Below are 24,565 nucleotides of genomic sequence, written 5' to 3'. Positions count from 1 at the left end.
GATTTTCAAGAATGGTTGTTAAATTAATGAGGCATTTTGGCAGAAAAAGATGTTATAACTCAGTTCTGATAATAATTTTGATTAGAAAATGTAATTTTAACATCAACAAGTTTATCAATAAAATATTTCTCATAATAAGAAACGATAGGAAAGCTATCTTTAACAACTCTTGTCGCATTAGATTTATAAAAATCTCTAACTTTTATTCTGGTTAAAAAATCATTATAATCATAATATTTAAAACCATATTCAAAATTTTCAAAATCAGAATTAGGAACAACAATATCAGAGGGTAATTGATTTTTAACATCACTAATATCTATACCAGTCACACTACCAAAATTACGAATAATCGTTAAATAGCTATTTGAAATTTCAGGAAATGATAAATCATATTTTTTAAAATTACTGATATTTTTACTACATCCAGAAATAAACACTACACACATTAAATTTAAAGCTGATAAAAATTTTCACATAAAGAAAAATCCTCCTTTCAAAGGAATTATATTATAAAAAATAATGGAAATATTTAAGAGAACTTTTTTAATATCATTAATAAAATTGCTAATGGCACTACAAACTCAAATAACATCTGAAATGTCGGGACAACTTCAAATACCGGAAAGGCAGTTTTTGTAAAATTAATTGTTGTTTTAGCAATATCGGCAATAGGACGAATTAAAAGATTAATCCCAGAAAGACCAAGTAATCAATTTAACACACCAACAGAAGCGTGCTGAATACCACAAGATATGGCACTAAATAATCCCCAATAAGAACAATTAGGTGTTGGAATTAAATCATTCATGTCGCCACTTATTCCGCCACCAATAAAAGCCGTTGAATTCAAAATGTTAAAATCGTATAAAGAATAATGATATTCAGTGCTTTCATTTTTCTTTTTATACAGCGGGAAGGTCAGTGTAAAAATATTAATCCCATACATTACATCAACTTTGGCATTGTAAAAATGCAATTTATTACTAGTGGCATTTCATAATTGGTTATCATATGCTTTTAACACATTAAAATCTATTTTATAAGAACTTTTACCGGTATTAAAACCATTGGCGGTTTGTTTATCTTTAACAAAAAAATATGAACGAAAAATCATATTTTTACTATTTTCAATTGTTGAACCAAAATTAATTAAATATTGTTTGGGATAAAAGGTAATTAATGAGCGATAGAAAAAGCCCATTTGTAAAACATTTTTAGGAATTTGTTGCATCCCTTTGTAATCTAATTCTACATAAGTAGAGGCATCCATATCAAAACTGGCATAAAAGAATTGTGTAAAAAAGCCACCTAAAACTTTATAAATTTTATTAAATAAATCATTAATGAAATCAATAGTTAAATCTTCTTGATAATGAAGCATAAAATCTTTAAAATCAGTTTTTAATTTATCATCATAGCGTAAAAAATGGAAAGTATTACCATAATAATTAACTTGCCCAAAAAAGGTATTAATAAAATTTCCTCCAAAACTTGTTTCCGAACCAGATCTTCAAAGCGATTTACCATTTTCTAAAAACTCATTATAGCCAACAATGCTACCATGTTCAGTTTTTATAGTAATAACATCACCAAAACTAGAAAAGGAAAGTTCTCTAAAAATAACTTTTTCAATAAAACCGGGTGGATATGAATTTTTGCGACTTAAATTAAATTTACTATTTTGTTTAAAACCATTTAATTTAATTGATATTTCACTCATATATTTAAAATTATCATCAAAGAAATTAAAAATTGGCACTCAATATAAATAACTATAATTAAATTTATCAAAATCTCGGCGTTGTATCATTAAATAATCAAGTTTATCTTGAAACTGATTATACTGATATTCACCATCACTTTTAGTTATTGCAGTTGGTAATAATTGTTCATCATCTTTTTCGGGTACTTGAATTACAGGAGGAGGCGGAGCAACATATACTTTTGCAGAAAAAGATGTTATAACTCAGTTCTGATAATAATTTTGATTAGAAAATGTAATTTTAACATCAACAAGTTTATCAATAAAATATTTCTCATAATAAGAAACGATAGGAAAGCTATCTTTAACAACTCTTGTCGCATTAGATTTATAAAAATCTCTAACTTTTATTCTGGATGAAAAATCATTATAATCATAATATTTAAAACCATATTCAAAATCTTCAAAATCAGAATTAGGAACAACAATATCAGAGGGTAATTGATTTTTAACATCACTAATATCTATACCAGTCACACTACCAAAATTACGAATAATCGTTAAATAGCTATTTGAAATTTCCTGAAATTTCAACTCACAAATTTCACCACATTGACTAGGGTTTGTAGCTCGTTTTTCTCGTTTCATAAAAAATTGTTCCATATTAGGTTTTGGTGGTTTTTTTGTATCAAAGAAGGCACCTAGAGGGACTAAACCAATAAAAACGATAACTAACCACGACATAAATTTATACATATCTATTTGTCCTTTCTTTTGCGTTTAACTTCTTAAAATAAAGTATATTGTTGATAAAATACAAATCGTTCCTAAAATTTGGAAAATTGGATGTTGAGAAAATAACCTTATCATTGGTTTAAACAAATCTAAAATTTTAATATTACTTGATAGAACTTTATTAAAATATTCTAAACCCTCACGCACATAAGCTCATAAACCTAAAAAGTCGTTTAAAGCAAAAATAGAAAAAACAGCGATAAGAATAAATAAAATTATTAATTTAAACATTTTAAAAACCTACCTTTTTATTCGCCGTCCGTGTTGGTTAACTCACGGTCTGTTTTTAGGACTATTACCACTAAATTTCTTAATTGGGCCACTAGATGATTTTTTCTTAGTTCCTCAATTAGCAACTGATTTTTGGTATTTTTTACGAAAACCAACTTTTGGTCGTTCAATATGAATACCTAAAATGCCACCAATTACAAGATTTATCACAAGCATAATTAGTGGAAAAATAATAATGCGAATATCTGTTCCGGGAATGGTTAAAGTTCAAATTAAATCAAAAACTTTATAAAACATATCGCCAATCAAACTAGCCATTTTTTCTAAGTTTTCCATTTTTAAACTCCTTTACTTATTTTTCTTATTTAGATTATTTTTTAACTTAGTAAGTATTTTACTGAATTTTTCCATTTTTAAATATTCTAACGCTTCAATATCCATTACATTATCATTTCAAAATTTATGCTGATAATTATCATTCAAAGCACGATTACTTAATTCACGCAAAAATGATAAATATTTATTATCATAAAGGTTTAAAATTGACATCGGAATTTTCAATTTAAAGAAATAAATGTCTAATTCGGGAATACTACGATATTTGATTTTGCGACCTTTTTTATCATTTTTTGCATTAATTAGCGTTAATCGTCATTGCTCGTATTCGCTTACTGATTTAAAAGTGCCATAAATAACTTGTAAATAGGGTCGGAAAATACTAACTGGTTTTTTTCTAATCCCAACAATTATTGAATTCGCAATATCGCGAACTTTAACTCATATATGTTCGGCTCGTTGTCCGCTGGCTAATACGATATGGGTAAATTGGCGAGCTGAAGCAAAATATTCTTGTAAACCTTGGGTTACTCTATCGTTTTCTTTATAGTCAGTACCTTCAAGAAATAAATTAGTTTCATCTCAAAGTAATAATGATTTTTCATCTAAAATTGGATAATTATAATCTAATAAAGACATATGCCCTAATGAAAGCATTTGCTTATTGGTAATCGGAAAAGTAGAAATCGTTTTTCAACCACTTAATAAGTAAGAAGCTAAAACCATTAAAGCAGTTTTTCCCGTTCCTAAAGCACCAATGACTAAATTTAAGGGTGAATTTAATAAGAAATTAATAAAACTACGACGAGCAAAGAAGAGAGAAATTTTAGTATACAAAATATACAAAGCAATTAATAAATAAGTAATATCAAATAACATTCGTCAACTTTGGGGATTATAATAATGCAAAATTGCACCATAAAATCACGCAATAATAAATAAAGTGCGATTTAAAGCGACAAAATCATGTAATCTTAAATTTATTTTTTTAAACAATAGCATCACTTAAATCACACTTTCTTTATTTTTATTACTATCTGCCGGGCATTAATTTTTCAAACATTTTGAAAGCGATTAAAAATAAACCAATAATCACACCAAGCAAGAAAACTCAATATGTAGCAAAGAAATTAACGACATTTGGCATATTGCCACCAATAATATCAGTTCAAATATTACCAAATGCTTTAATTAATGCTTTTCATAAGTTAGTAACCGCTTGTTCACCAGTAATTGCTACTGGTGTTATTGCTCCATCAAGAAAAGTTGTAAACATATAATCACCCCCTTTCTAAACAAAATATGATTTAACCTTATAAAATAAAATAACCATAAATAAGACAATGAATACTAATACCATTCAAAAGGCAATATTTGCTATTAAAAGTCAAAGTAGTTCTTGGGTTAAATCAATTTCTTTACCGGAAACTCACGCCGGAATAGTTGTAATTTGGATAAATAAATCTCAAAAATACAATTTTGTCATTTCTCAATTTAAATCTTTTCAAGCAACTAAAAACATAATAATTACCGCTTAAAAGGTCAAAAGAGTAGAAAAATAATTGCTGAGAAGAGCATTACAATTATTAAAATTGAAAATAAAAATACAACTTGGGGTGGTAAATCGGCAGTTGGGTAAATTAATTCGATTAACTCAATAATTATTTTTTTAAACATTTTCTAAACCTACTTTTTAATTTCTTTTTCATCTTGTTCTAACAAATTTCGTTTAAACTTTGCAATAAATATTCGTTGTGCATAAGTAAAATCTTTTGGTAGCTGTTTTGCTTCACTACCATATTTCTTTTTATCTTTAAAAAAACGATAAATATTAACCGCAATATAGTATGCCAGTAATAATGTTAAAATCGTAAAAAACACTAATCCAAAAATACTCATTTTTCTTTTCTCCTTAATTTTCTAATTTTTAATTGTTATTTTAAATTGCAATTTTTCTTTCATTTTTTAACTCCTAATGTTTGATTTTTCTTAGTTGGTTTCTAAATCTTAAACTTTCTAATGAAGCATAATTTGCACTTTCAAAGTCTATATAATTAATATTTTTAAATTCATAGATTGCTCCGCACATTTTGGTTTTAAAGTTATTAACTGTTGATTTTAAGTATTTTACAAATTCGGAATTTACGGTTCGATTAACAATATTATTCAAAGTATCGGTAAATACTTGTTTTCTAGTAATGGGATTTTGACAGTTATATGAGAATTGATAAGCCTTGATATTTAAGTCATATTGATTTAATGATTTTTCATTCAGAACATTTTTAGTTATATATTTGGAGCAGTATTTTACAACCATTTCATTAGTGTTTTCACGAACTCTAATATTTTTATTAATGCCATAAGGTCAAAATTGTAAAATAATTTTATGTGGTATTTTTTCGGTAATTAAAATATGAAAATGAATAACGCCTCGTTTCTGATATTCATAGGTATACAAATACTTAATATTTTTATTTTTAACTTTAAATCAGTATTTTAATTTTTTAAAAAATTTATTTAAATCACGCTTACATTTTCTAATATCAAATTCATTAACATCAGCATAAGTAAGCGTTAAGAATGTAAGTTTTTTACAGTCTCAAAAATTATGATATGCCTTCCGAATGATATTAGATTTTGCACGAATATTGCTATTAAGCAATTTTGTATCACAATTACCCTTATTTTTTAAACCGCTAGCATTACGAGTATTTGCTTTGATGCATTCTAAAGGCATAACAATATTACGAATATATTGACCATAATAAATCGTTTTCATATAAAAATCAGTTGGATTTTGAGATTGTAAATTCATATTTTATGCTCCCGTTTTAGATTTTCGCCAGTTGTGTTATTTAATCAAGTAATAGTCGGCTTCGCCGACTAACCCGCTAGCGGGCGGGGCATACGCCTTCCGCACCGCTTCGCAGACCGAAGTGATTATCAATTAACTGGACAAGTTTTTTTGATTTTTTGATAATTCAATTTTTTGCAAGTTAACTATTTTGGGGGTTTTTTCAAAAGTTAATTCGCAACTAAAAAATGATTTAACATTTTCTTTTAACAGTTTATAAATTTCTTGTTGTTCTAGATTGTTATCATCAATTCATAAAGCCTTTTGTTCGCCGGTAGGCTCAAATAAGTCATTTTCATAACGCAAAAATTCGGCAGAATAACCTGACATCATAGAGCCATCTTTATTTTTAAATATTTTTCTTTTTATACTAACTAATTTAACTTTAAACATTATTTTTTAAATTCCTTTTACTTTTATTTTTTAAAATTTTTTTAATATGATTAATAATTTTTTTCTCACAAGCAACATGCAAATATCGTTTATCACTAAATAGATGTAAACACCAGCGACATATTTTATAATCTATCGTTCCTTTCAAAATTTAAAAACCCTTTTCATCGCAAGAATTACAGATTCCAACTGTATTTTTATTACCAACAACATAACTTTCGTTGTCGCATTCAATACAAAATATTACTGCCAAAAGAAAACACCCCCTAAAAGTTTGTAGAAAACAAAATCTTGTCATATGTATATGGTTTCTACATCATTATCAAAAGTATGTAATATACCACAGACTTATGACAAGAACAAGAGGGTTTTTAAAAAGGGTGAATTTAATTTTTACTTAAAATTTTTATAAATAACGACAAAATTATAAGAAAGTTTTTTAAAATAGTTTATAATTAAATTCCAAGGTAAAAAGATTGTAGATTATTTTTTTGGTAGAAAGGCTGTTGATTGTTGAATAAATTTTTATTAATTAGTAAAAATTCACGAAAAGGAAATTAATTAATATGAAAAAATTATTAGGAATCTTAGGAACAATTACCATTGCAGGAAGCGGAATAGCAGGACTTGTCGGAAATGCCCCAGCAAAAAATAATATTGTTTATCAACAAACAAATAATTTAGAAACTTTAAAAAGAAACAAAAGACAATGAGCTCAAATTGGAGGGGCAATCGGTCTTGCCTCTGGTATTGCCGGATTGGCGGATTCTTATAAAAGCGGTGGCGTAGTAAAAGATACTTCAAATTTTATTGATAAAAACTACAATTCTCAACAAAATACAGCCATTAAGAATGGTCTCGCTTGAGGAGGTTGAGGTTAATAAAAAAAGTAATCATTCAAACTTCTAGAAATTACTTTGTTAAAATTTTTTGTAATGTTTGAAATGGAGTTTTAGTGTTTAATGATGAATGATGACGCTCAAAGTTATAAAAGTAATAATATTTGTTTAAATAATGTTGAAGTTCGTTTTGATTTGATTTTTTATCATTAGCATAAAATAATTTGGTATAATGTTGGTGGAATCGTTCAATCTTTCCGTTACTCTGCGGAGAACGGATTGGTGTGGTTTCATGGACAATTCCGTTCCTCGAAAGAAAGGTTGTAAAAGGCCTTTCTTTTACTTTGTACGATTTTTTATTGCTTCAATTAGTAGTAGTAAATTCAGGAGCGTTGTCAGTACGAAGGCGTTTAATAGTTATGCCAAGTTCACGAAAATCTTTCATTGCTCTTTGCACAGCATTAATGGCATTGTTAGTTCCTAAACTATCATAAACATAGCCAAATACTATGCGTGTCATTTCGTCAATGAAATCATAAATGTAATATTTTTTATCAACCGGAAAATTTGATGGGGTAATAATTTTGGCATCCATTTGTAAAAGACCAATCTCGGAGACTTCGTAACGCTTAAAATGGCGTTTTGTTTGTTTGATTTGTTGTTTTAATTCTTTTCAACGAGGGTCAGATTTAATTCAGCGATAAAAAGTTTTGATATTTTTTGGAATTTCTGAATTTTTGACATTATGAAAATTAATTTTTAAATTATTAAATAAAGACCACATTCCACCGGCTTGAAGATTTTTGTAATCAAAATATAAGTCACATAATTTTTTGCGAGAATTTAAACTATATTGATAATTAAGATTTTGTGGTTTTGTAGTTTTAAACAATAACAAATCTAAGTTGTCAGAATAATAAGCCGTCATAATTTTTTCTGCCCAACGATAAAAGGTTTTCGTTGCATTCTTAAAATATTTTTTAATAAGTTTTGTTAAAGTAGTTTCTTCAATATAGAAATAAGTACATAAATTTAAATAGGCGGTAATGCGTTTTTTAGTTTTATAGTAATAAGGATTATGACAATTAGCACTTAGTCAGCTTTGTACTTTTGCTTTTAAATCTGCTAAATCAGCTTGGGAAATAATATATTTCATTTTTAAACTCCTTAAATTAAGAAAATCGTATTACAAAAAATACGATTTTCAAGAATGGTTGTTAAATTAATGAGGCATTTTGGCAGAAAAAGATGTTATAACTCAGTTCTGATAATAATTTTGATTAGAAAATGTAATTTTAACATCAACAAGTTTATCAATAAAATATTTCTCATAATAAGAAACGATAGGAAAGCTATCTTTAACAACTCTTGTCGCATTAGATTTATAAAAATCTCTAACTTTTATTCTGGTTAAAAAATCATTATAATCATAATATTTAAAACCATATTCAAAATTTTCAAAATCAGAATTAGGAACAACAATATCAGAGGGTAATTGATTTTTAACATCACTAATATCTATACCAGTCACACTACCAAAATTACGAATAATCGTTAAATAGCTATTTGAAATTTCAGGAAATGATAAATCATATTTTTTAAAATTACTGATATTTTTACTACATCCAGAAATAAACACTACACACATTAAATTTAAAGCTGATAAAAATTTTCACATAAAGAAAAATCCTCCTTTCAAAGGAATTATATTATAAAAAATAATGGAAATATTTAAGAGAACTTTTTTAATATCATTAATAAAATTGCTAATGGCACTACAAACTCAAATAACATCTGAAATGTCGGGACAACTTCAAATACCGGAAAGGCAGTTTTTGTAAAATTAATTGTTGTTTTAGCAATATCGGCAATAGGACGAATTAAAAGATTAATCCCAGAAAGACCAAGTAATCAATTTAACACACCAACAGAAGCGTGCTGAATACCACAAGATATGGCACTAAATAATCCCCAATAAGAACAATTAGGTGTTGGAATTAAATCATTCATGTCGCCACTTATTCCGCCACCAATAAAAGCCGTTGAATTCAAAATGTTAAAATCGTATAAAGAATAATGATATTCAGTGCTTTCATTTTTCTTTTTATACAGCGGGAAGGTCAGTGTAAAAATATTAATCCCATACATTACATCAACTTTGGCATTGTAAAAATGCAATTTATTACTAGTGGCATTTCATAATTGGTTATCATATGCTTTTAACACATTAAAATCTATTTTATAAGAACTTTTACCGGTATTAAAACCATTGGCGGTTTGTTTATCTTTAACAAAAAAATATGAACGAAAAATCATATTTTTACTATTTTCAATTGTTGAACCAAAATTAATTAAATATTGTTTGGGATAAAAGGTAATTAATGAGCGATAGAAAAAGCCCATTTGTAAAACATTTTTAGGAATTTGTTGCATCCCTTTGTAATCTAATTCTACATAAGTAGAGGCATCCATATCAAAACTGGCATAAAAGAATTGTGTAAAAAAGCCACCTAAAACTTTATAAATTTTATTAAATAAATCATTAATGAAATCAATAGTTAAATCTTCTTGATAATGAAGCATAAAATCTTTAAAATCAGTTTTTAATTTATCATCATAGCGTAAAAAATGGAAAGTATTACCATAATAATTAACTTGCCCAAAAAAGGTATTAATAAAATTTCCTCCAAAACTTGTTTCCGAACCAGATCTTCAAAGCGATTTACCATTTTCTAAAAACTCATTATAGCCAACAATGCTACCATGTTCAGTTTTTATAGTAATAACATCACCAAAACTAGAAAAGGAAAGTTCTCTAAAAATAACTTTTTCAATAAAACCGGGTGGATATGAATTTTTGCGACTTAAATTAAATTTACTATTTTGTTTAAAACCATTTAATTTAATTGATATTTCACTCATATATTTAAAATTATCATCAAAGAAATTAAAAATTGGCACTCAATATAAATAACTATAATTAAATTTATCAAAATCTCGGCGTTGTATCATTAAATAATCAAGTTTATCTTGAAACTGATTATACTGATATTCACCATCACTTTTAGTTATTGAAGTTGGTAATAATTGTTCATCATCTTTTTCGGGTACTTGAATTACAGGAGGAGGCGGAGCAACATATACTTTTGCAGAAAAAGATGTTATAACTCAGTTCTGATAATAATTTTGATTAGAAAATGTAATTTTAACATCAACAAGTTTATCAATAAAATATTTCTCATAATAAGAAACGATAGGAAAGCTATCTTTAACAACTCTTGTCGCATTAGATTTATAAAAATCTCTAACTTTTATTCTGGATGAAAAATCATTATAATCATAATATTTAAAACCATATTCAAAATCTTCAAAATCAGAATTAGGAACAACAATATCAGAGGGTAATTGATTTTTAACATCACTAATATCTATACCAGTCACACTACCAAAATTACGAATAATCGTTAAATAGCTATTTGAAATTTCCTGAAATTTCAACTCACAAATTTCACCACATTGACTAGGGTTTGTAGCTCGTTTTTCTCGTTTCATAAAAAATTGTTCCATATTAGGTTTTGGTGGTTTTTTTGTATCAAAGAAGGCACCTAGAGGGACTAAACCAATAAAAACGATAACTAACCACGACATAAATTTATACATATCTATTTGTCCTTTCTTTTGCGTTTAACTTCTTAAAATAAAGTATATTGTTGATAAAATACAAATCGTTCCTAAAATTTGGAAAATTGGATGTTGAGAAAATAACCTTATCATTGGTTTAAACAAATCTAAAATTTTAATATTACTTGATAGAACTTTATTAAAATATTCTAAACCCTCACGCACATAAGCTCATAAACCTAAAAAGTCGTTTAAAGCAAAAATAGAAAAAACAGCGATAAGAATAAATAAAATTATTAATTTAAACATTTTAAAAACCTACCTTTTTATTCGCCGTCCGTGTTGGTTAACTCACGGTCTGTTTTTAGGACTATTACCACTAAATTTCTTAATTGGGCCACTAGATGATTTTTTCTTAGTTCCTCAATTAGCAACTGATTTTTGGTATTTTTTACGAAAACCAACTTTTGGTCGTTCAATATGAATACCTAAAATGCCACCAATTACAAGATTTATCACAAGCATAATTAGTGGAAAAATAATAATGCGAATATCTGTTCCGGGAATGGTTAAAGTTCAAATTAAATCAAAAACTTTATAAAACATATCGCCAATCAAACTAGCCATTTTTTCTAAGTTTTCCATTTTTAAACTCCTTTACTTATTTTTCTTATTTAGATTATTTTTTAACTTAGTAAGTATTTTACTGAATTTTTCCATTTTTAAATATTCTAACGCTTCAATATCCATTACATTATCATTTCAAAATTTATGCTGATAATTATCATTCAAAGCACGATTACTTAATTCACGCAAAAATGATAAATATTTATTATCATAAAGGTTTAAAATTGACATCGGAATTTTCAATTTAAAGAAATAAATGTCTAATTCGGGAATACTACGATATTTGATTTTGCGACCTTTTTTATCATTTTTTGCATTAATTAGCGTTAATCGTCATTGCTCGTATTCGCTTACTGATTTAAAAGTGCCATAAATAACTTGTAAATAGGGTCGGAAAATACTAACTGGTTTTTTTCTAATCCCAACAATTATTGAATTCGCAATATCGCGAACTTTAACTCATATATGTTCGGCTCGTTGTCCGCTGGCTAATACGATATGGGTAAATTGGCGAGCTGAAGCAAAATATTCTTGTAAACCTTGGGTTACTCTATCGTTTTCTTTATAGTCAGTACCTTCAAGAAATAAATTAGTTTCATCTCAAAGTAATAATGATTTTTCATCTAAAATTGGATAATTATAATCTAATAAAGACATATGCCCTAATGAAAGCATTTGCTTATTGGTAATCGGAAAAGTAGAAATCGTTTTTCAACCACTTAATAAGTAAGAAGCTAAAACCATTAAAGCAGTTTTTCCCGTTCCTAAAGCACCAATGACTAAATTTAAGGGTGAATTTAATAAGAAATTAATAAAACTACGACGAGCAAAGAAGAGAGAAATTTTAGTATACAAAATATACAAAGCAATTAATAAATAAGTAATATCAAATAACATTCGTCAACTTTGGGGATTATAATAATGCAAAATTGCACCATAAAATCACGCAATAATAAATAAAGTGCGATTTAAAGCGACAAAATCATGTAATCTTAAATTTATTTTTTTAAACAATAGCATCACTTAAATCACACTTTCTTTATTTTTATTACTATCTGCCGGGCATTAATTTTTCAAACATTTTGAAAGCGATTAAAAATAAACCAATAATCACACCAAGCAAGAAAACTCAATATGTAGCAAAGAAATTAACGACATTTGGCATATTGCCACCAATAATATCAGTTCAAATATTACCAAATGCTTTAATTAATGCTTTTCATAAGTTAGTAACCGCTTGTTCACCAGTAATTGCTACTGGTGTTATTGCTCCATCAAGAAAAGTTGTAAACATATAATCACCCCCTTTCTAAACAAAATATGATTTAACCTTATAAAATAAAATAACCATAAATAAGACAATGAATACTAATACCATTCAAAAGGCAATATTTGCTATTAAAAGTCAAAGTAGTTCTTGGGTTAAATCAATTTCTTTACCGGAAACTCACGCCGGAATAGTTGTAATTTGGATAAATAAATCTCAAAAATACAATTTTGTCATTTCTCAATTTAAATCTTTTCAAGCAACTAAAAACATAATAATTACCGCTTAAAAGGTCAAAAGAGTAGAAAAATAATTGCTGAGAAGAGCATTACAATTATTAAAATTGAAAATAAAAATACAACTTGGGGTGGTAAATCGGCAGTTGGGTAAATTAATTCGATTAACTCAATAATTATTTTTTTAAACATTTTCTAAACCTACTTTTTAATTTCTTTTTCATCTTGTTCTAACAAATTTCGTTTAAACTTTGCAATAAATATTCGTTGTGCATAAGTAAAATCTTTTGGTAGCTGTTTTGCTTCACTACCATATTTCTTTTTATCTTTAAAAAAACGATAAATATTAACCGCAATATAGTATGCCAGTAATAATGTTAAAATCGTAAAAAACACTAATCCAAAAATACTCATTTTTCTTTTCTCCTTAATTTTCTAATTTTTAATTGTTATTTTAAATTGCAATTTTTCTTTCATTTTTTAACTCCTAATGTTTGATTTTTCTTAGTTGGTTTCTAAATCTTAAACTTTCTAATGAAGCATAATTTGCACTTTCAAAGTCTATATAATTAATATTTTTAAATTCATAGATTGCTCCGCACATTTTGGTTTTAAAGTTATTAACTGTTGATTTTAAGTATTTTACAAATTCGGAATTTACGGTTCGATTAACAATATTATTCAAAGTATCGGTAAATACTTGTTTTCTAGTAATGGGATTTTGACAGTTATATGAGAATTGATAAGCCTTGATATTTAAGTCATATTGATTTAATGATTTTTCATTCAGAACATTTTTAGTTATATATTTGGAGCAGTATTTTACAACCATTTCATTAGTGTTTTCACGAACTCTAATATTTTTATTAATGCCATAAGGTCAAAATTGTAAAATAATTTTATGTGGTATTTTTTCGGTAATTAAAATATGAAAATGAATAACGCCTCGTTTCTGATATTCATAGGTATACAAATACTTAATATTTTTATTTTTAACTTTAAATCAGTATTTTAATTTTTTAAAAAATTTATTTAAATCACGCTTACATTTTCTAATATCAAATTCATTAACATCAGCATAAGTAAGCGTTAAGAATGTAAGTTTTTTACAGTCTCAAAAATTATGATATGCCTTCCGAATGATATTAGATTTTGCACGAATATTGCTATTAAGCAATTTTGTATCACAATTACCCTTATTTTTTAAACCGCTAGCATTACGAGTATTTGCTTTGATGCATTCTAAAGGCATAACAATATTACGAATATATTGACCATAATAAATCGTTTTCATATAAAAATCAGTTGGATTTTGAGATTGTAAATTCATATTTTATGCTCCCGTTTTAGATTTTCGCCAGTTGTGTTATTTAATCAAGTAATAGTCGGCTTCGCCGACTAACCCGCTAGCGGGCGGGGCATACGCCTTCCGCACCGCTTCGCAGACCGAAGTGATTATCAATTAACTGGACAAGTTTTTTTGATTTTTTGATAATTCAATTTTTTGCAAGTTAACTATTTTGGGGGTTTTTTCAAAAGTTAATTCGCAACTAAAAAATGATTTAACATTTTCTTTTAACAGTTTATAAATTTCTTGTTGTTCTAGATTGTTATCATCAATTCATAAAGCCTTTTGTTCGCCGGTAGGCTCAAATAAGTCATTTTCATAACGCAAAAATTCGGCAGAATAACCTGACATCATAGAGCCATCTTTATTTTTAAATATTTTTCTTTTTATACTAACTAATTTAACTTTAAACATTATTTTTTAAATTCCTTTTACTTTTATTTTTTAAAATTTTTTTAATATGATTAATAATTTTTTTCTCACAAGCAACATGCAAATATCGTTTATCACTAAATAGATGTAAACACCAGCGACATATTTTATAATCTATCGTTCCTTTCAAAATTTAAAAACCCTTTTCATCGCAAGAATTACAGATTCCAACTGTATTTTTATTACCAACAACATAACTTTCGTTGTCGCATTCAATACAAAATATTACTGCCAAAAGAAAACACCCCCTAAAAGTTTGTAGAAAACAAAATCTTGTCATATGTATATGGTTTCTACATCATTATCAAAAGTATGTAATATACCACATACTTATGACAAGTACAAGAAGTTTTTTTAAAAGGGATGGATTTATTTTTTTATTTAAAATTTTTATAAATAACGACAAAATTATAAGGAAGTTTTTAAAAATTGTTTATAATTAAATTCCCAGGTAAAAAGATTGTATATTAGACTTCTTGCATAACCTATTAAAAAAATTACAAATATTTGTAAAAAGACAGTAATAGAAAAATATAATTTTAATTAATTATGTCTTTTATCTAAAAAATTAATATTTTGCCACAACAAAAAACGAATTTATTATTTAAATTCTTTAATTTTAAATAAATCTTTTATGTTAAATTAATAATTGCAAATTATAAATTGAGGCAATTAAATTAAATCTTAAACCAAATCTTTTTCTACGATTACGATATTTTTCTGTCATAATTTTAAATTTTTTAAGAATAGCAAAAATATTTTCAATAATAATTCTCATTTTTGAAACTAGTCTATTATGTTGTTTTTGTGCTTTATTTAAATGGTTTTTCTTTGTTTTCTTTGTAGGTATTAGAACATTATTGTGAATTTTTTGTATTCCTTGATAACCACTATCAACTATTAATTTGGTATTTTTTAAAATTGGGATTTTTGATTCTTTAAATAAAGCATAATCATGTTTTTTCCCAAGTGAAAAACTTGTTGCAATAATTTTTCTGGTTTCTTGTTCGATAATTACTTGTGTTTTAATGGTGTGTTTTTTCTTTTTACCAGAATAAGATTGTTTTTGTCTTTTTTTGGGCGTTGGATTGGAGTTTCGGTAGCATCAATAATAATAGTTTTATCATTAAAATAATCATTTATTAGTGCTTTTTTACCAGCAAGTTGTTGAAAATCAGAGTTTTTAATTAAAATATCTTCAATTCACTTGATATTGCGATAACAATTAGCTTCACTAATTCCGAAATTTTTACCAAGATGAAAATAAGTCTGATATTCTCGTCAATATGATAAAGTCATCAATAATCTATTTTCTAGTGATAATTTATTAGTTTTACCACCTTTTTTAAATTTTTCTATTTCAGCTACTTGTAAAATATCTAACATTTTATTAAAAGTGGATTTTTTTATTCCTGTTAATCTTAACCATTCTTTATCATTAAGAGTATTAAATTTATTATTGTTCATATTTTGATATCCTCATAAATTATATTTTATAAGAATATTTTAATAAAAAAGGTATCGCAAGAAGTCTATTATCATATTTATATAAATAATTATTCTCTGGTTCAATAATAGTTAAGTATAGTATTTTACTACCAACAGTTGTTGATTTAGAAATCCGTATGCAGTTCAAGTTAATTTTTGTTTCCCTATGTAAGAGCAAAAAATAAATCTTTTAAAATTTAATAAAGAGAATTATATAAAAAATAATTATTCAAACTTCTAGAAATTACTTTGTTAAAAATTTTTGTAATTTTTGAAAAGGAGTTTTAGTGTTTAATGACGAATGACGGCGTTCGAAGTTATAAAAGTAATAATATTTGTTTAAATAATGTTGAAGTTCGTTTTGATTTAATTTTTTATCATTATCATAAAATAATTTGGTATAATGTTGATGGAATCGTTCAATCTTCCCGTTACTCTGCGGAGAACGGATTGGTGTGGTTTCATGGACAATTCCGTTCCTCGAAAGAAAGGTTGTAAAAGGCCTTTCTTTTACTTTGTATGATTTTTTATTACTTCAATTAGTAGTGGTAAATTCCGGAGCATTATCAGTGCGAAGGCGTTTAATGGGTATACCAAGTTCACCAAAATCTTTCATTGCTCTTTGTACGGCATTAACTGCATTATTAGTTCCTAAACTATCATAAACATACCCAAATACTATGCGTGTCATTTCGTCAATGAAATCATAAATATAATATTTTTTATCAACCGGAAAATTTGATGGGGTAATAATTTTGGCATCCATTTGTAAAAGACCAATCTCAGAAACTTCATAACGCTTAAACTGGCGTTTTGTTTGTTTGATTTGTTGTTTTAATTCTTTTCAACGAGGGTCGGATTTAATTCAACGATAAAAGGTTTTGATATTTTTTGGAACTTCTGAATTTTTAACATCATGGAAACCAATTTTTAAATTGTTAAACAAAGACCATATTCCACCGGCTTTGATATTTTTGTAATCAAAATATAAATCACATACCTTTTCACGAGAATTTAAACTATATTGATAATTAAGATTTTGTGGTTTTGTGGTTTTAAACAATAACAAATCTAAATTATCAGAATAATAAGCGGTCATAATTTTTTGTGCCCAACGATAAAAGGTTTTCGTTGCATTCTTAAAATATTTTTTAATAAGTTTTGTTAAGGTAGTTTCTTCAACATAAAAATAAGTACATAAATTTAAATAGGCAGTAATGCGTTTTTTAGTTTTATAGTAATAACGATTATGGCAATTAGCACTTAATCAACTTTGGATTTTTGCTTTTAAATCTGCTAAATCAGCTTGGGAAATAATATATTTCATTTTTAAACTCCTTAAATTAAGAAAATCGCATTACAAAAAATACGATTTTCAAAAATATTTATTAAATTACTAATTTTTTTTATTAAGTATTTCCGCCGAGAATGAAGTGATATGAAACATTTTCGTGTTAAGGCCTTGTGGAACTTTCTTATTAAGAAATACTTTAAAATTAATTAAATTATCAATAAAATAAAATTCTTTAAAAGGCCTGGACTTATAAGAACCATTAGAACGATAAAAGTTATTAATTTGATTATAACCAGCACTATCTTTGTCAACAAATAATTGAAGGGCTGGTCTTTGAACAAAATCGCCATTACCTATTTGAATATCAAAATCACTAGAAAGTTTTAAATCAGTAGCATTAATTTCTAAATGATATGAACCCTGGCCATAACCACTAATTACTAAAGCACTTTTACCAATTTTAGAAAATTGTAATTTATATATTTTTAAATCATTGTTATTTTTACTACATCCAAAAATAAACATTACACACACTAAATTTAAAGCTGATAAAAATTTTCGCATAAAGAAAAATCCTCCTTTCAAAGGAATTATATTATAAAAAATATTGGTAATATTTAAGAGAACTTTTTTAATATCATTAATAAGATTGCTAATGGAACTACAAATTCAAATAACATCTGAAACGCCGGAATAACTTCAAATACCGGAAAGGCAGTTTTGGTAAAATTAATCGTTGTTTTAGCAATATCGGCAAGGGGGCGAATTAAAAGATTAATCCCTGAAAGACCAAGTAATCAATTCAACACACTAACAGAGGCGTGCTGAATACCACACGATATTGCACTAAATAAACCTCAATAAGAACAGGTGGGTGTTGGAATTAAGTCGTCCATATTACCATTTATTCCACCGCCAATAAAAGCCGTTGAATTCAAAATGTTAAAATCGTATAAAGAATAATGATATTCAGTACTTTCATTTTTCTTTTTATATAGCGGAAAAGTCAGTGTAAAAATATTAATCCCATACATCACATCAACTTTAGCGTTATAAAAATGCAGTTTATTACTAGCAGCATTTCATAATTGGTTATCATACGATTTTAAAACATTAAAATCTATTTGATAAGAACTTTTACCAGTATTAAAACCATTGATAATTTGTTTATCTTTAACAAAGAAATAAGAACGAAAAATCATATTCTTACTATTTTCGATTGTTGAACCAAAGTTAATTAAATACTGTTTGGGATAAAAGGTAATTAAGGAGCGATAGAAAAAACCCATTTGTAAAACATTTTTAGGAATTTGTTGCATTCCTTTGTAATCTAATTCTACATAAGTAAAGGCATCCATATCAAAACTCGCATAAAAGAATTGTACAAAAAAATCACCTAAAACTTTATAAAGTTTATTAAATAACCCATTAATAAAATCAATGGTTAAATCTTTTTGATAATGAAGCATAAAATCTTTAAAATCAGTCTTTAATTTGTCATCATAGCGTAAAAAATGGAAAGTATTACCATAATAATTAATTTGTCCAAAAAAGGTATTGATAAAATCTATTCCAAAACTTGTTCGCGAGCCAGATTTTCAAAGCGATTTACCATTTTCTAAAAACTCATTATTGCCCACAATGCTACCATGCTCAGTTTTTATAGTAATAACATCACCAAAACTAGAAAAGGAAAGTTCTCTAAAAATAACTTTTTCAATAAAACCGGCCGGGTATGAATTTTTGCGACTTAAATTAAATTTACTATTTTGTTTAAAACCATTTAATTTAATTGAAATTTCACTCATATATTTAAAATTATCGTCAAAGAAATTAAAAATTGGGACTCAATATAAATAACTATAATTAAATTTATCAAAATCTCGGCGTTGTATCATTAAATAATCTAGCTTATCTTGAAACTGAGTATATTGATATTCGCCATCATTTTTAGTTATTTCCGTAGGTAATGGTTGTTCGTTATCTTTTTCTGGTAAAGGAGGCATTTCCGCCGAGAATGAAGTTATATGAAACATTTTCGTGTTAAGACCTTGTGGAACTTTCTTATTAAGAAATACTTTAAAATTAATTAAATTATCAATAAAATAAAATTCTTTAAAAGGCTTGGACTTATAAGAACCATTAGAACGATAAAAGTTATTAATTTGATTATAACCAGCAGTATCTTTGTCAACAAATAATTGAAGGGCTGGTCTTTGAACAAAATCGCCATTACCTATTTGAATATCAAAATCACTAGAAAGTTTTAAATCAGTAGCATTAATTTCTAAATGATATGAACCCTGGCCATAACCACTAATTACTCAAGCACTTTTACCAATCTTGGAAAACTCTAATTCACAACTTTCACCACATTGACTAGAATTTGTGGCTCGTTTTTCTCGTTTCATAAAAGATTGTTCCATATTAGGTTTTGGTGGTTGTTTTGTATCAAAGAAAGCGCCTAACGGTACCAAACTAATAAACATTATAATAAATCAAGAAATAATCTTATCCATCTCATCACGCCTTAAAACTCTTTTTTATCGCTTTAAAAGCATCAGAAAATTTATATTGATTATGTTGTGGACATTCACAATTAACAACTTGCATTTGATGCTTTCTAAAAATTTTATTAAAGTAGTAACCCCTAATAATTAACTTAATACCAGTTATTAAGAAATAAATAATTAATAATCAAATATAAACATTAAAAAATACACTTTGAAAATTTAATGGTATAAAATCTTTAAAAAATTTATCCCCTTTAATTTGAAGGACCGTTAAAAATATTCAAATTATAACCATAACAGAACAGTATGAAGTATAATAAAAAAATGTATAAAACCTAAAACGCTTTTAAATCATTTAATACCTAATATTTTCTTTAATTTTTTCATTTTTAACTCCTTAAAATTAAATATATTGTTGATAAAATACAAATCGTTCCTAAAATTTGGAAAATCGGATGTTGAGAAAATAACCTTATCATTGGTTTAAATAAATCTAAAATTTTAATATTACTTGATAGAACTTTATTAAAATATTCTAAACCCTCACGCACATATGCTCATAAACCCAAAAAGTCATTTAAAGCAAAAATAGAAAAAACAGCAACAAGAATAAATAAAATTATTAATTTAAACATTTTAAAAACCTACCTTTTTATTCGCCGTCCGTGTTGGTTAATTCACGGTCTGTTTTTAGAGCTATTACCACTAAATTTCTTAATTGGACCACTAGATGATTGTTTCTTAGTTCCTCAATTAGCAACTGATTTTCGATATTTTTTACGAAAACCAACTTTTGGTCGTTCAATATGAATCCCTAAAATGCCACCAATTACAAGATTTATCACAAGCATAATTAGAGGAAAAATAATAATACGAATATCTGTTCCGGGAATGGTTAAAGTTCAAATTAAATCAAAAACTTTATAAAACATATCGCCAATCAAACTAGCCATTTTTTCTAAGTTTTCCATTTTTTAAACTCCTTTACTTATTTTTTTTTATTCAAATTATTTTTTAACTTAGTAAGTATCTTGCTAAATTTTTCCATTTTTAAATATTCTAATGCTTCAATATCCATTACATTATCATTTCAAAATTTATGTTGATAATTATCATTCAAAGCACGATTACTTAATTCACGCAAGAATGATAAATATTTATTATCGTAAAGATTTAAGATTGACATTGGGATTTTCAATTTAAAGAAATAAATATCTAATTCCGGAATGCTGCGATACTTAATTTTGCGACCTTTTTTATCATTTTTAGCATTAATTAGCGTTAATCGTCATTGCTCGTATTCGCTTACCGATTTAAAAGTGCCATAAATAACTTGTAAATAGGGTCGAAAGATACTAACGGGTTTTTTTCTAATGCCAACAATTATTGAATTCGCAATATCACGAACTTTAACTCATATATGTTCGGCTCGTTGTCCGCTTGCTAATACGATATGGGTAAATTGTCGAGCCGAAGCGAAATATTCTTGTAAACCTTGGGTTACTCTATCATTTTCTTTATAATCAGTTCCTTCTAAAAATAAGTTAGTTTCATCTCATAACAGTAAATGTTTTTCATCTAAAATTGGATAATTATAATCTAATAAAGACATATGCCCTAATGAAAGCATTTGTTTATCCGCAATCGGAAAAGTAGAAATCGTTTTTCAACCACTTAATAAGTAAGAAGCTAAAACCATTAAAGCGGTTTTTCCCGTCCCTAAAGCACCAATGACTAAATTTAAGGGTGAATTTAATAAGAAATTAATAAAACTACGACGAGCAAAGAAATGAGAAATTTTAGTATATAAAATATACAAAGCAATTAATAAATAAATAATATCAAATAGCATTCGTCAACTCTGAGGATTATAATAATGCAAAATCGCACCATAGAATCACGTAATAATAAATAAAGTGCGATTTAAAGCAACAAAATCATATAATCTTAAATTTATTTTTTTAAACAATAGCATCACTTAAATCACACTTTCTTTATTTTTATTATTATCTGCCGGGCATTAATTTTTCAAACATTTTGAAAGCGATTAAAAATAAACCAATAATCACCCCAAGCAAGAAAACTCAATATGTAGCAAAGAAATTAACGACATTTGGCATATTACCACCAATAATGTCAGTTCAAATATTACCGAACGCTTTAATTAATGCTTTTCATAAGTTAGTAACCGCTTGTTCACCAGTAACAGCTACTGGCGTAACCACTTCTGTTAAGAAAGTTCTAATCATATAATCACCCCCTTTCTAAACAAAATATGATTTAACCTTATAAAATAAAATAACCATAAATAAGATAATGAATACTAATACCATTCAAAAGGCAATATTCGCTATTAAAAGTCAAAGTAGTTCTTTAGTTAAATCAATTTCTTTACCAGAAACTCACGCTGGAATAATTTTAATTTGAATAAATAAATCTCAAAAATACAATTTTGTCATTTCTCAATCTAAATCTTTTCAAGCAACTAAAAACATAATAATTACCCCTTAAAAGGTCAAAAGAGTAGAAAAATAATGGCCGAGAACAGCATTACAATTATTAAAATTGAAAACAAAAATACAACTTGGGGTGGTAAATCGGCAGATGGATAAATTAATTCAATTAACTCAATAATTATTTTTTTAAACATTTTCTAAACCTACTTTTTAATTTCTTTTTCATCTTGTTCTAATAAATTTCGCTTAAATTTTGCAATAAATATTCGTTGTGCATAAGTAAAATCTTTTGGCAACTGTTTTGCTTCGCTACCATATTTCTTTTTATCTTTAAAAAACCGATAAATATTAACCGCAATATAGTATGCTAGTAATAATGTTAAAATCGTAAAGAACACTAGCCCAAATATACTCATTTTTCTTTTCTCCTTAATTTTCTAATTTTTAATTCTTATTTTAAATTGCAATTTTTCTTTTATTTTTTAACTCCTAATGTTTCATTTTTCTTAGTTGATTTCTAAATCTTAAACTTTCTAATGAAGCATAATTTGCACTTTCAAAGTCTATATAATTAATATTTTTAAATTCATAGATTGCTCCGCACATTTTGGTTTTAAAGTTATTAACTGTTGATTTTAAGTATTTTACAAATTCAGAATTTACAGTTCGATTAACAATATTATTCAAAGTATCGGTAAATACTTGTTTTCTAGTAATAGGATTTTGACAGTTATATGAGAATTGATAAGCCTTGATATTTAAGTCATACTGGTTTAATGACTTTTCGTTCAGGACATTTTTAGTTATATATTTAGAGCAATATTTTACGACCATTTCATTAGTGTTTTCACGAACTCTAATATTTTTATTAATTCCATAAGGTCAAAATTGTAAAATAACTTTATAAGGTATTTTTTCGGTGATTAAAATATGAAAATGAATAACACCTCGTTTTTGATATTCATAGGTATACAAGTATTTAATATTTTTATTTTTAACTTTAAATCAATATTTTAATTTTTTAAAAAACTTATTTAAATCACGCTTACATTTTTTAATATCAAATTCATTAACATCAGCATAAGTAAGAGTTAAGAATGTAAGTTTTTTGCAGTCTCAAAAATTATGATATGCCTTCCGAATAACATTAGATTTTGCACGAATATTGCTATTAAGCAGTTTTGTATCACAATTACCCTTATTTTTTAAACCGCTAGCATTACGAGTATTTGCTTTGATGCGTTCTAAGGGTATAACAACATTACGAATATATTGACCGTAATAAATGGTTTTCATATAAAAATCAGTCGGATTTTGAGGTTGTAAATTCATATTTTATGCTCCCATTTTAGTTTTTCGCCAGTTGTGTTATTTAATCAAGTAATAGTCGGCTTCGCCGACTAACCCGCTAGCGGGCGGGGCATACGCCTTCCGCACCGCTTCGCAGACCGAAGTGATTATCAATTAACTGGACAAGTTTTTTTGATTTTTTGATAATTCAATTTTTTGCAAGTTAACTATTTTGGGGGTTTTTTCAAAAGTTAATTCGCAACTAAAAAATGATTTAACATTTTCTTTTAACAGTTTATAAATTTCTTGTTGTTCTAGATTGTTATCATCAATTCATAAAGCCTTTTGTTCGCCGGTAGGCTCAAATAAGTCATTTTCATAACGCAAAAATTCGGCAGAATAACCTGACATCATAGAGCCATCTTTATTTTTAAATATTTTTCTTTTTATACTAACTAATTTAACTTTAAACATTATTTTTTAAATTCCTTTTACTTTTATTTTTTAAAATTTTTTTAATATGATTAATAAATTTTTTCTCACAAGCAACATGCAAATATCGTTTATCACTAAATAGATGTAAACACCAGCGACATATTTTATAATCTATCGTTCCTTTCAAAATTTAAAAACCCTTTTCATCGCAAGAATTACAGATTCCAACTGTATTTTTATTACCAACAACATAACTTTCGTTGTCGCATTCAATACAAAATATTACTGCCAAAAGAAAACACCCCCTAAAAGTTTGTAGAAAACAAAATCTTGTCATATGTATATGGTTTCTACATCATTATCAAAAGTATGTATTGATTTAAGAGTATAATTAGTATAAAATTA

At 26.6% G+C, this 24,565-nt stretch carries 35 protein-coding genes; 1 reads left to right on the top strand and 34 read right to left on the bottom strand.

The features are described 5' to 3' along the window. Window positions 1-23 precede the first annotated feature (23 nt). The 10 genes from AACK86_RS05235 to AACK86_RS05190 form a co-directional block, all read right to left on the bottom strand. Window positions 24-479 carry a hypothetical protein gene (locus AACK86_RS05235; protein ID WP_338981745.1) on the bottom strand — a complete coding sequence of 152 codons (456 nt, stop codon included), beginning with the start codon at window positions 477-479 and terminating at the stop codon, window positions 24-26. 53 nt (window positions 480-532) lie between these two features. After that, window positions 533-2,449 carry a hypothetical protein gene (locus AACK86_RS05230; protein ID WP_338981748.1) on the bottom strand — a complete coding sequence of 639 codons (1,917 nt, stop codon included), beginning with the start codon at window positions 2,447-2,449 and terminating at the stop codon, window positions 533-535. Window positions 2,450-2,485: 36 nt separating this feature from the next. Further along, entirely contained in the window at window positions 2,486-2,731 is a 246-nt protein-coding gene (locus tag AACK86_RS05225; protein WP_338981743.1) for a hypothetical protein, read from the bottom strand. 9 nt (window positions 2,732-2,740) lie between these two features. Then, window positions 2,741-3,067 carry a hypothetical protein gene (locus AACK86_RS05220; RefSeq protein WP_215826163.1) on the bottom strand — a complete coding sequence of 109 codons (327 nt, stop codon included), beginning with the start codon at window positions 3,065-3,067 and terminating at the stop codon, window positions 2,741-2,743. A gap of 12 nt (window positions 3,068-3,079) precedes the next feature. Next, entirely contained in the window at window positions 3,080-4,069 is a 990-nt protein-coding gene (locus AACK86_RS05215; protein ID WP_338981742.1) for a hypothetical protein, read from the bottom strand. Between the two features lie 31 nt (window positions 4,070-4,100). After that, window positions 4,101-4,343, bottom strand: a complete 243-nt coding sequence (locus tag AACK86_RS05210) for a hypothetical protein (RefSeq protein WP_338981741.1) — start codon at window positions 4,341-4,343, stop codon at window positions 4,101-4,103. A 15-nt stretch (window positions 4,344-4,358) separates the two neighbouring features. Next, window positions 4,359-4,589 carry a hypothetical protein gene (locus AACK86_RS05205; protein ID WP_338981740.1) on the bottom strand — a complete coding sequence of 77 codons (231 nt, stop codon included), beginning with the start codon at window positions 4,587-4,589 and terminating at the stop codon, window positions 4,359-4,361. 164 nt (window positions 4,590-4,753) lie between these two features. After that, window positions 4,754-4,966 carry a hypothetical protein gene (locus AACK86_RS05200; RefSeq protein WP_215826178.1) on the bottom strand — a complete coding sequence of 71 codons (213 nt, stop codon included), beginning with the start codon at window positions 4,964-4,966 and terminating at the stop codon, window positions 4,754-4,756. A 73-nt stretch (window positions 4,967-5,039) separates the two neighbouring features. Next, on the bottom strand, window positions 5,040-5,882 hold the full coding sequence (locus AACK86_RS05195) for a rolling circle replication-associated protein (RefSeq protein ID WP_338981739.1): 843 nt from the start codon (window positions 5,880-5,882) through the stop codon (window positions 5,040-5,042). Between the two features lie 132 nt (window positions 5,883-6,014). Then, the gene (locus tag AACK86_RS05190; RefSeq protein ID WP_338966992.1) at window positions 6,015-6,314 is read right to left on the bottom strand and encodes a hypothetical protein; all 300 of its coding nucleotides are present in this window, start codon (window positions 6,312-6,314) and stop codon (window positions 6,015-6,017) included. A gap of 566 nt (window positions 6,315-6,880) precedes the next feature. On the opposite strand from AACK86_RS05190, the gene AACK86_RS05185 reads away from it, so the two are divergent. Further along, window positions 6,881-7,195 carry a hypothetical protein gene (locus AACK86_RS05185; RefSeq protein WP_338981747.1) on the top strand — a complete coding sequence of 105 codons (315 nt, stop codon included), beginning with the start codon at window positions 6,881-6,883 and terminating at the stop codon, window positions 7,193-7,195. Between the two features lie 31 nt (window positions 7,196-7,226). Here the strand turns inward: AACK86_RS05185 and AACK86_RS05180 are convergent, their stop codons facing one another. From AACK86_RS05180 to AACK86_RS05070, 24 genes are all read right to left on the bottom strand, one after another. Then, entirely contained in the window at window positions 7,227-8,309 is a 1,083-nt protein-coding gene (locus AACK86_RS05180; RefSeq protein ID WP_338981746.1) for a DDE-type integrase/transposase/recombinase, read from the bottom strand. Between the two features lie 66 nt (window positions 8,310-8,375). Further along, complete coding sequence (locus tag AACK86_RS05175) at window positions 8,376-8,831, bottom strand: hypothetical protein (RefSeq protein WP_338981745.1); 456 nt, start codon at window positions 8,829-8,831, stop codon at window positions 8,376-8,378. Between the two features lie 53 nt (window positions 8,832-8,884). Next, on the bottom strand, window positions 8,885-10,801 hold the full coding sequence (locus AACK86_RS05170) for a hypothetical protein (RefSeq protein ID WP_338981744.1): 1,917 nt from the start codon (window positions 10,799-10,801) through the stop codon (window positions 8,885-8,887). A gap of 36 nt (window positions 10,802-10,837) precedes the next feature. Continuing rightward, the gene (locus AACK86_RS05165; RefSeq protein WP_338981743.1) at window positions 10,838-11,083 is read right to left on the bottom strand and encodes a hypothetical protein; all 246 of its coding nucleotides are present in this window, start codon (window positions 11,081-11,083) and stop codon (window positions 10,838-10,840) included. A 9-nt stretch (window positions 11,084-11,092) separates the two neighbouring features. Beyond that, window positions 11,093-11,419, bottom strand: coding sequence for a hypothetical protein (locus AACK86_RS05160; RefSeq protein ID WP_215826163.1), 327 nt, complete (start codon window positions 11,417-11,419; stop codon window positions 11,093-11,095). 12 nt (window positions 11,420-11,431) lie between these two features. After that, complete coding sequence (locus AACK86_RS05155; RefSeq protein WP_338981742.1) at window positions 11,432-12,421, bottom strand: hypothetical protein; 990 nt, start codon at window positions 12,419-12,421, stop codon at window positions 11,432-11,434. Window positions 12,422-12,452: 31 nt separating this feature from the next. Next, the gene (locus AACK86_RS05150; RefSeq protein ID WP_338981741.1) at window positions 12,453-12,695 is read right to left on the bottom strand and encodes a hypothetical protein; all 243 of its coding nucleotides are present in this window, start codon (window positions 12,693-12,695) and stop codon (window positions 12,453-12,455) included. Between the two features lie 15 nt (window positions 12,696-12,710). Beyond that, complete coding sequence (locus AACK86_RS05145; protein WP_338981740.1) at window positions 12,711-12,941, bottom strand: hypothetical protein; 231 nt, start codon at window positions 12,939-12,941, stop codon at window positions 12,711-12,713. A gap of 164 nt (window positions 12,942-13,105) precedes the next feature. Next, window positions 13,106-13,318 carry a hypothetical protein gene (locus AACK86_RS05140; RefSeq protein ID WP_215826178.1) on the bottom strand — a complete coding sequence of 71 codons (213 nt, stop codon included), beginning with the start codon at window positions 13,316-13,318 and terminating at the stop codon, window positions 13,106-13,108. A gap of 73 nt (window positions 13,319-13,391) precedes the next feature. Next, on the bottom strand, window positions 13,392-14,234 hold the full coding sequence (locus tag AACK86_RS05135) for a rolling circle replication-associated protein (protein ID WP_338981739.1): 843 nt from the start codon (window positions 14,232-14,234) through the stop codon (window positions 13,392-13,394). 132 nt (window positions 14,235-14,366) lie between these two features. After that, window positions 14,367-14,666: a hypothetical protein gene (locus AACK86_RS05130; RefSeq protein WP_338966992.1), complete on the bottom strand. Its 300-nt coding sequence runs from the start codon at window positions 14,664-14,666 to the stop codon at window positions 14,367-14,369. Window positions 14,667-15,321: 655 nt separating this feature from the next. Continuing rightward, window positions 15,322-15,714: a transposase family protein gene (locus tag AACK86_RS07930; protein WP_422398306.1), complete on the bottom strand. Its 393-nt coding sequence runs from the start codon at window positions 15,712-15,714 to the stop codon at window positions 15,322-15,324. Beyond that, window positions 15,699-16,151, bottom strand: a complete 453-nt coding sequence (locus AACK86_RS07925; protein WP_338982632.1) for a transposase family protein — start codon at window positions 16,149-16,151, stop codon at window positions 15,699-15,701. Before AACK86_RS07925 ends, AACK86_RS07930 begins: the two co-directional genes overlap by 16 nt. Window positions 16,152-16,416: 265 nt before the next feature. Continuing rightward, a complete protein-coding gene (locus AACK86_RS05120) occupies window positions 16,417-17,499 on the bottom strand; it encodes a DDE-type integrase/transposase/recombinase (RefSeq protein WP_338981738.1) in 1,083 nt (360 codons plus the stop codon). Between the two features lie 69 nt (window positions 17,500-17,568). Next, window positions 17,569-18,030: a hypothetical protein gene (locus tag AACK86_RS05115; RefSeq protein WP_338981737.1), complete on the bottom strand. Its 462-nt coding sequence runs from the start codon at window positions 18,028-18,030 to the stop codon at window positions 17,569-17,571. Window positions 18,031-18,083: 53 nt separating this feature from the next. Then, window positions 18,084-19,985: a hypothetical protein gene (locus AACK86_RS05110; RefSeq protein WP_338981736.1), complete on the bottom strand. Its 1,902-nt coding sequence runs from the start codon at window positions 19,983-19,985 to the stop codon at window positions 18,084-18,086. 383 nt (window positions 19,986-20,368) lie between these two features. Then, window positions 20,369-20,614 (bottom strand): hypothetical protein, encoded by a 246-nt coding sequence (locus tag AACK86_RS05105; RefSeq protein ID WP_338968823.1) that lies wholly within the window; start codon window positions 20,612-20,614, stop codon window positions 20,369-20,371. Between the two features lie 9 nt (window positions 20,615-20,623). Continuing rightward, entirely contained in the window at window positions 20,624-20,950 is a 327-nt protein-coding gene (locus AACK86_RS05100; protein WP_338981735.1) for a hypothetical protein, read from the bottom strand. A 17-nt stretch (window positions 20,951-20,967) separates the two neighbouring features. Next, window positions 20,968-21,954 carry a hypothetical protein gene (locus AACK86_RS05095; protein WP_338981734.1) on the bottom strand — a complete coding sequence of 329 codons (987 nt, stop codon included), beginning with the start codon at window positions 21,952-21,954 and terminating at the stop codon, window positions 20,968-20,970. A 31-nt stretch (window positions 21,955-21,985) separates the two neighbouring features. Then, window positions 21,986-22,228 (bottom strand): hypothetical protein, encoded by a 243-nt coding sequence (locus tag AACK86_RS05090; protein ID WP_338968818.1) that lies wholly within the window; start codon window positions 22,226-22,228, stop codon window positions 21,986-21,988. 15 nt (window positions 22,229-22,243) lie between these two features. After that, window positions 22,244-22,474 carry a hypothetical protein gene (locus tag AACK86_RS05085; RefSeq protein WP_338981733.1) on the bottom strand — a complete coding sequence of 77 codons (231 nt, stop codon included), beginning with the start codon at window positions 22,472-22,474 and terminating at the stop codon, window positions 22,244-22,246. A 164-nt stretch (window positions 22,475-22,638) separates the two neighbouring features. Continuing rightward, window positions 22,639-22,851 carry a hypothetical protein gene (locus AACK86_RS05080; protein ID WP_215826178.1) on the bottom strand — a complete coding sequence of 71 codons (213 nt, stop codon included), beginning with the start codon at window positions 22,849-22,851 and terminating at the stop codon, window positions 22,639-22,641. A 73-nt stretch (window positions 22,852-22,924) separates the two neighbouring features. Beyond that, entirely contained in the window at window positions 22,925-23,767 is an 843-nt protein-coding gene (locus tag AACK86_RS05075) for a rolling circle replication-associated protein (protein WP_338981732.1), read from the bottom strand. A gap of 132 nt (window positions 23,768-23,899) precedes the next feature. After that, window positions 23,900-24,199 carry a hypothetical protein gene (locus tag AACK86_RS05070; protein ID WP_338966992.1) on the bottom strand — a complete coding sequence of 100 codons (300 nt, stop codon included), beginning with the start codon at window positions 24,197-24,199 and terminating at the stop codon, window positions 23,900-23,902. Window positions 24,200-24,565 lie beyond the last annotated feature (366 nt).

The sequence above is a fragment of the Spiroplasma endosymbiont of Eupeodes luniger genome, assembly GCF_964019525.1.
Taxonomy (GTDB): Bacteria; Bacillota_I; Bacilli_A; order Mycoplasmatales; family Nriv7; genus Nriv7.
The sequence above is the reverse complement of the archived record's forward strand: the minus strand, read 5'-3'. Positions and strand labels throughout refer to the sequence as shown.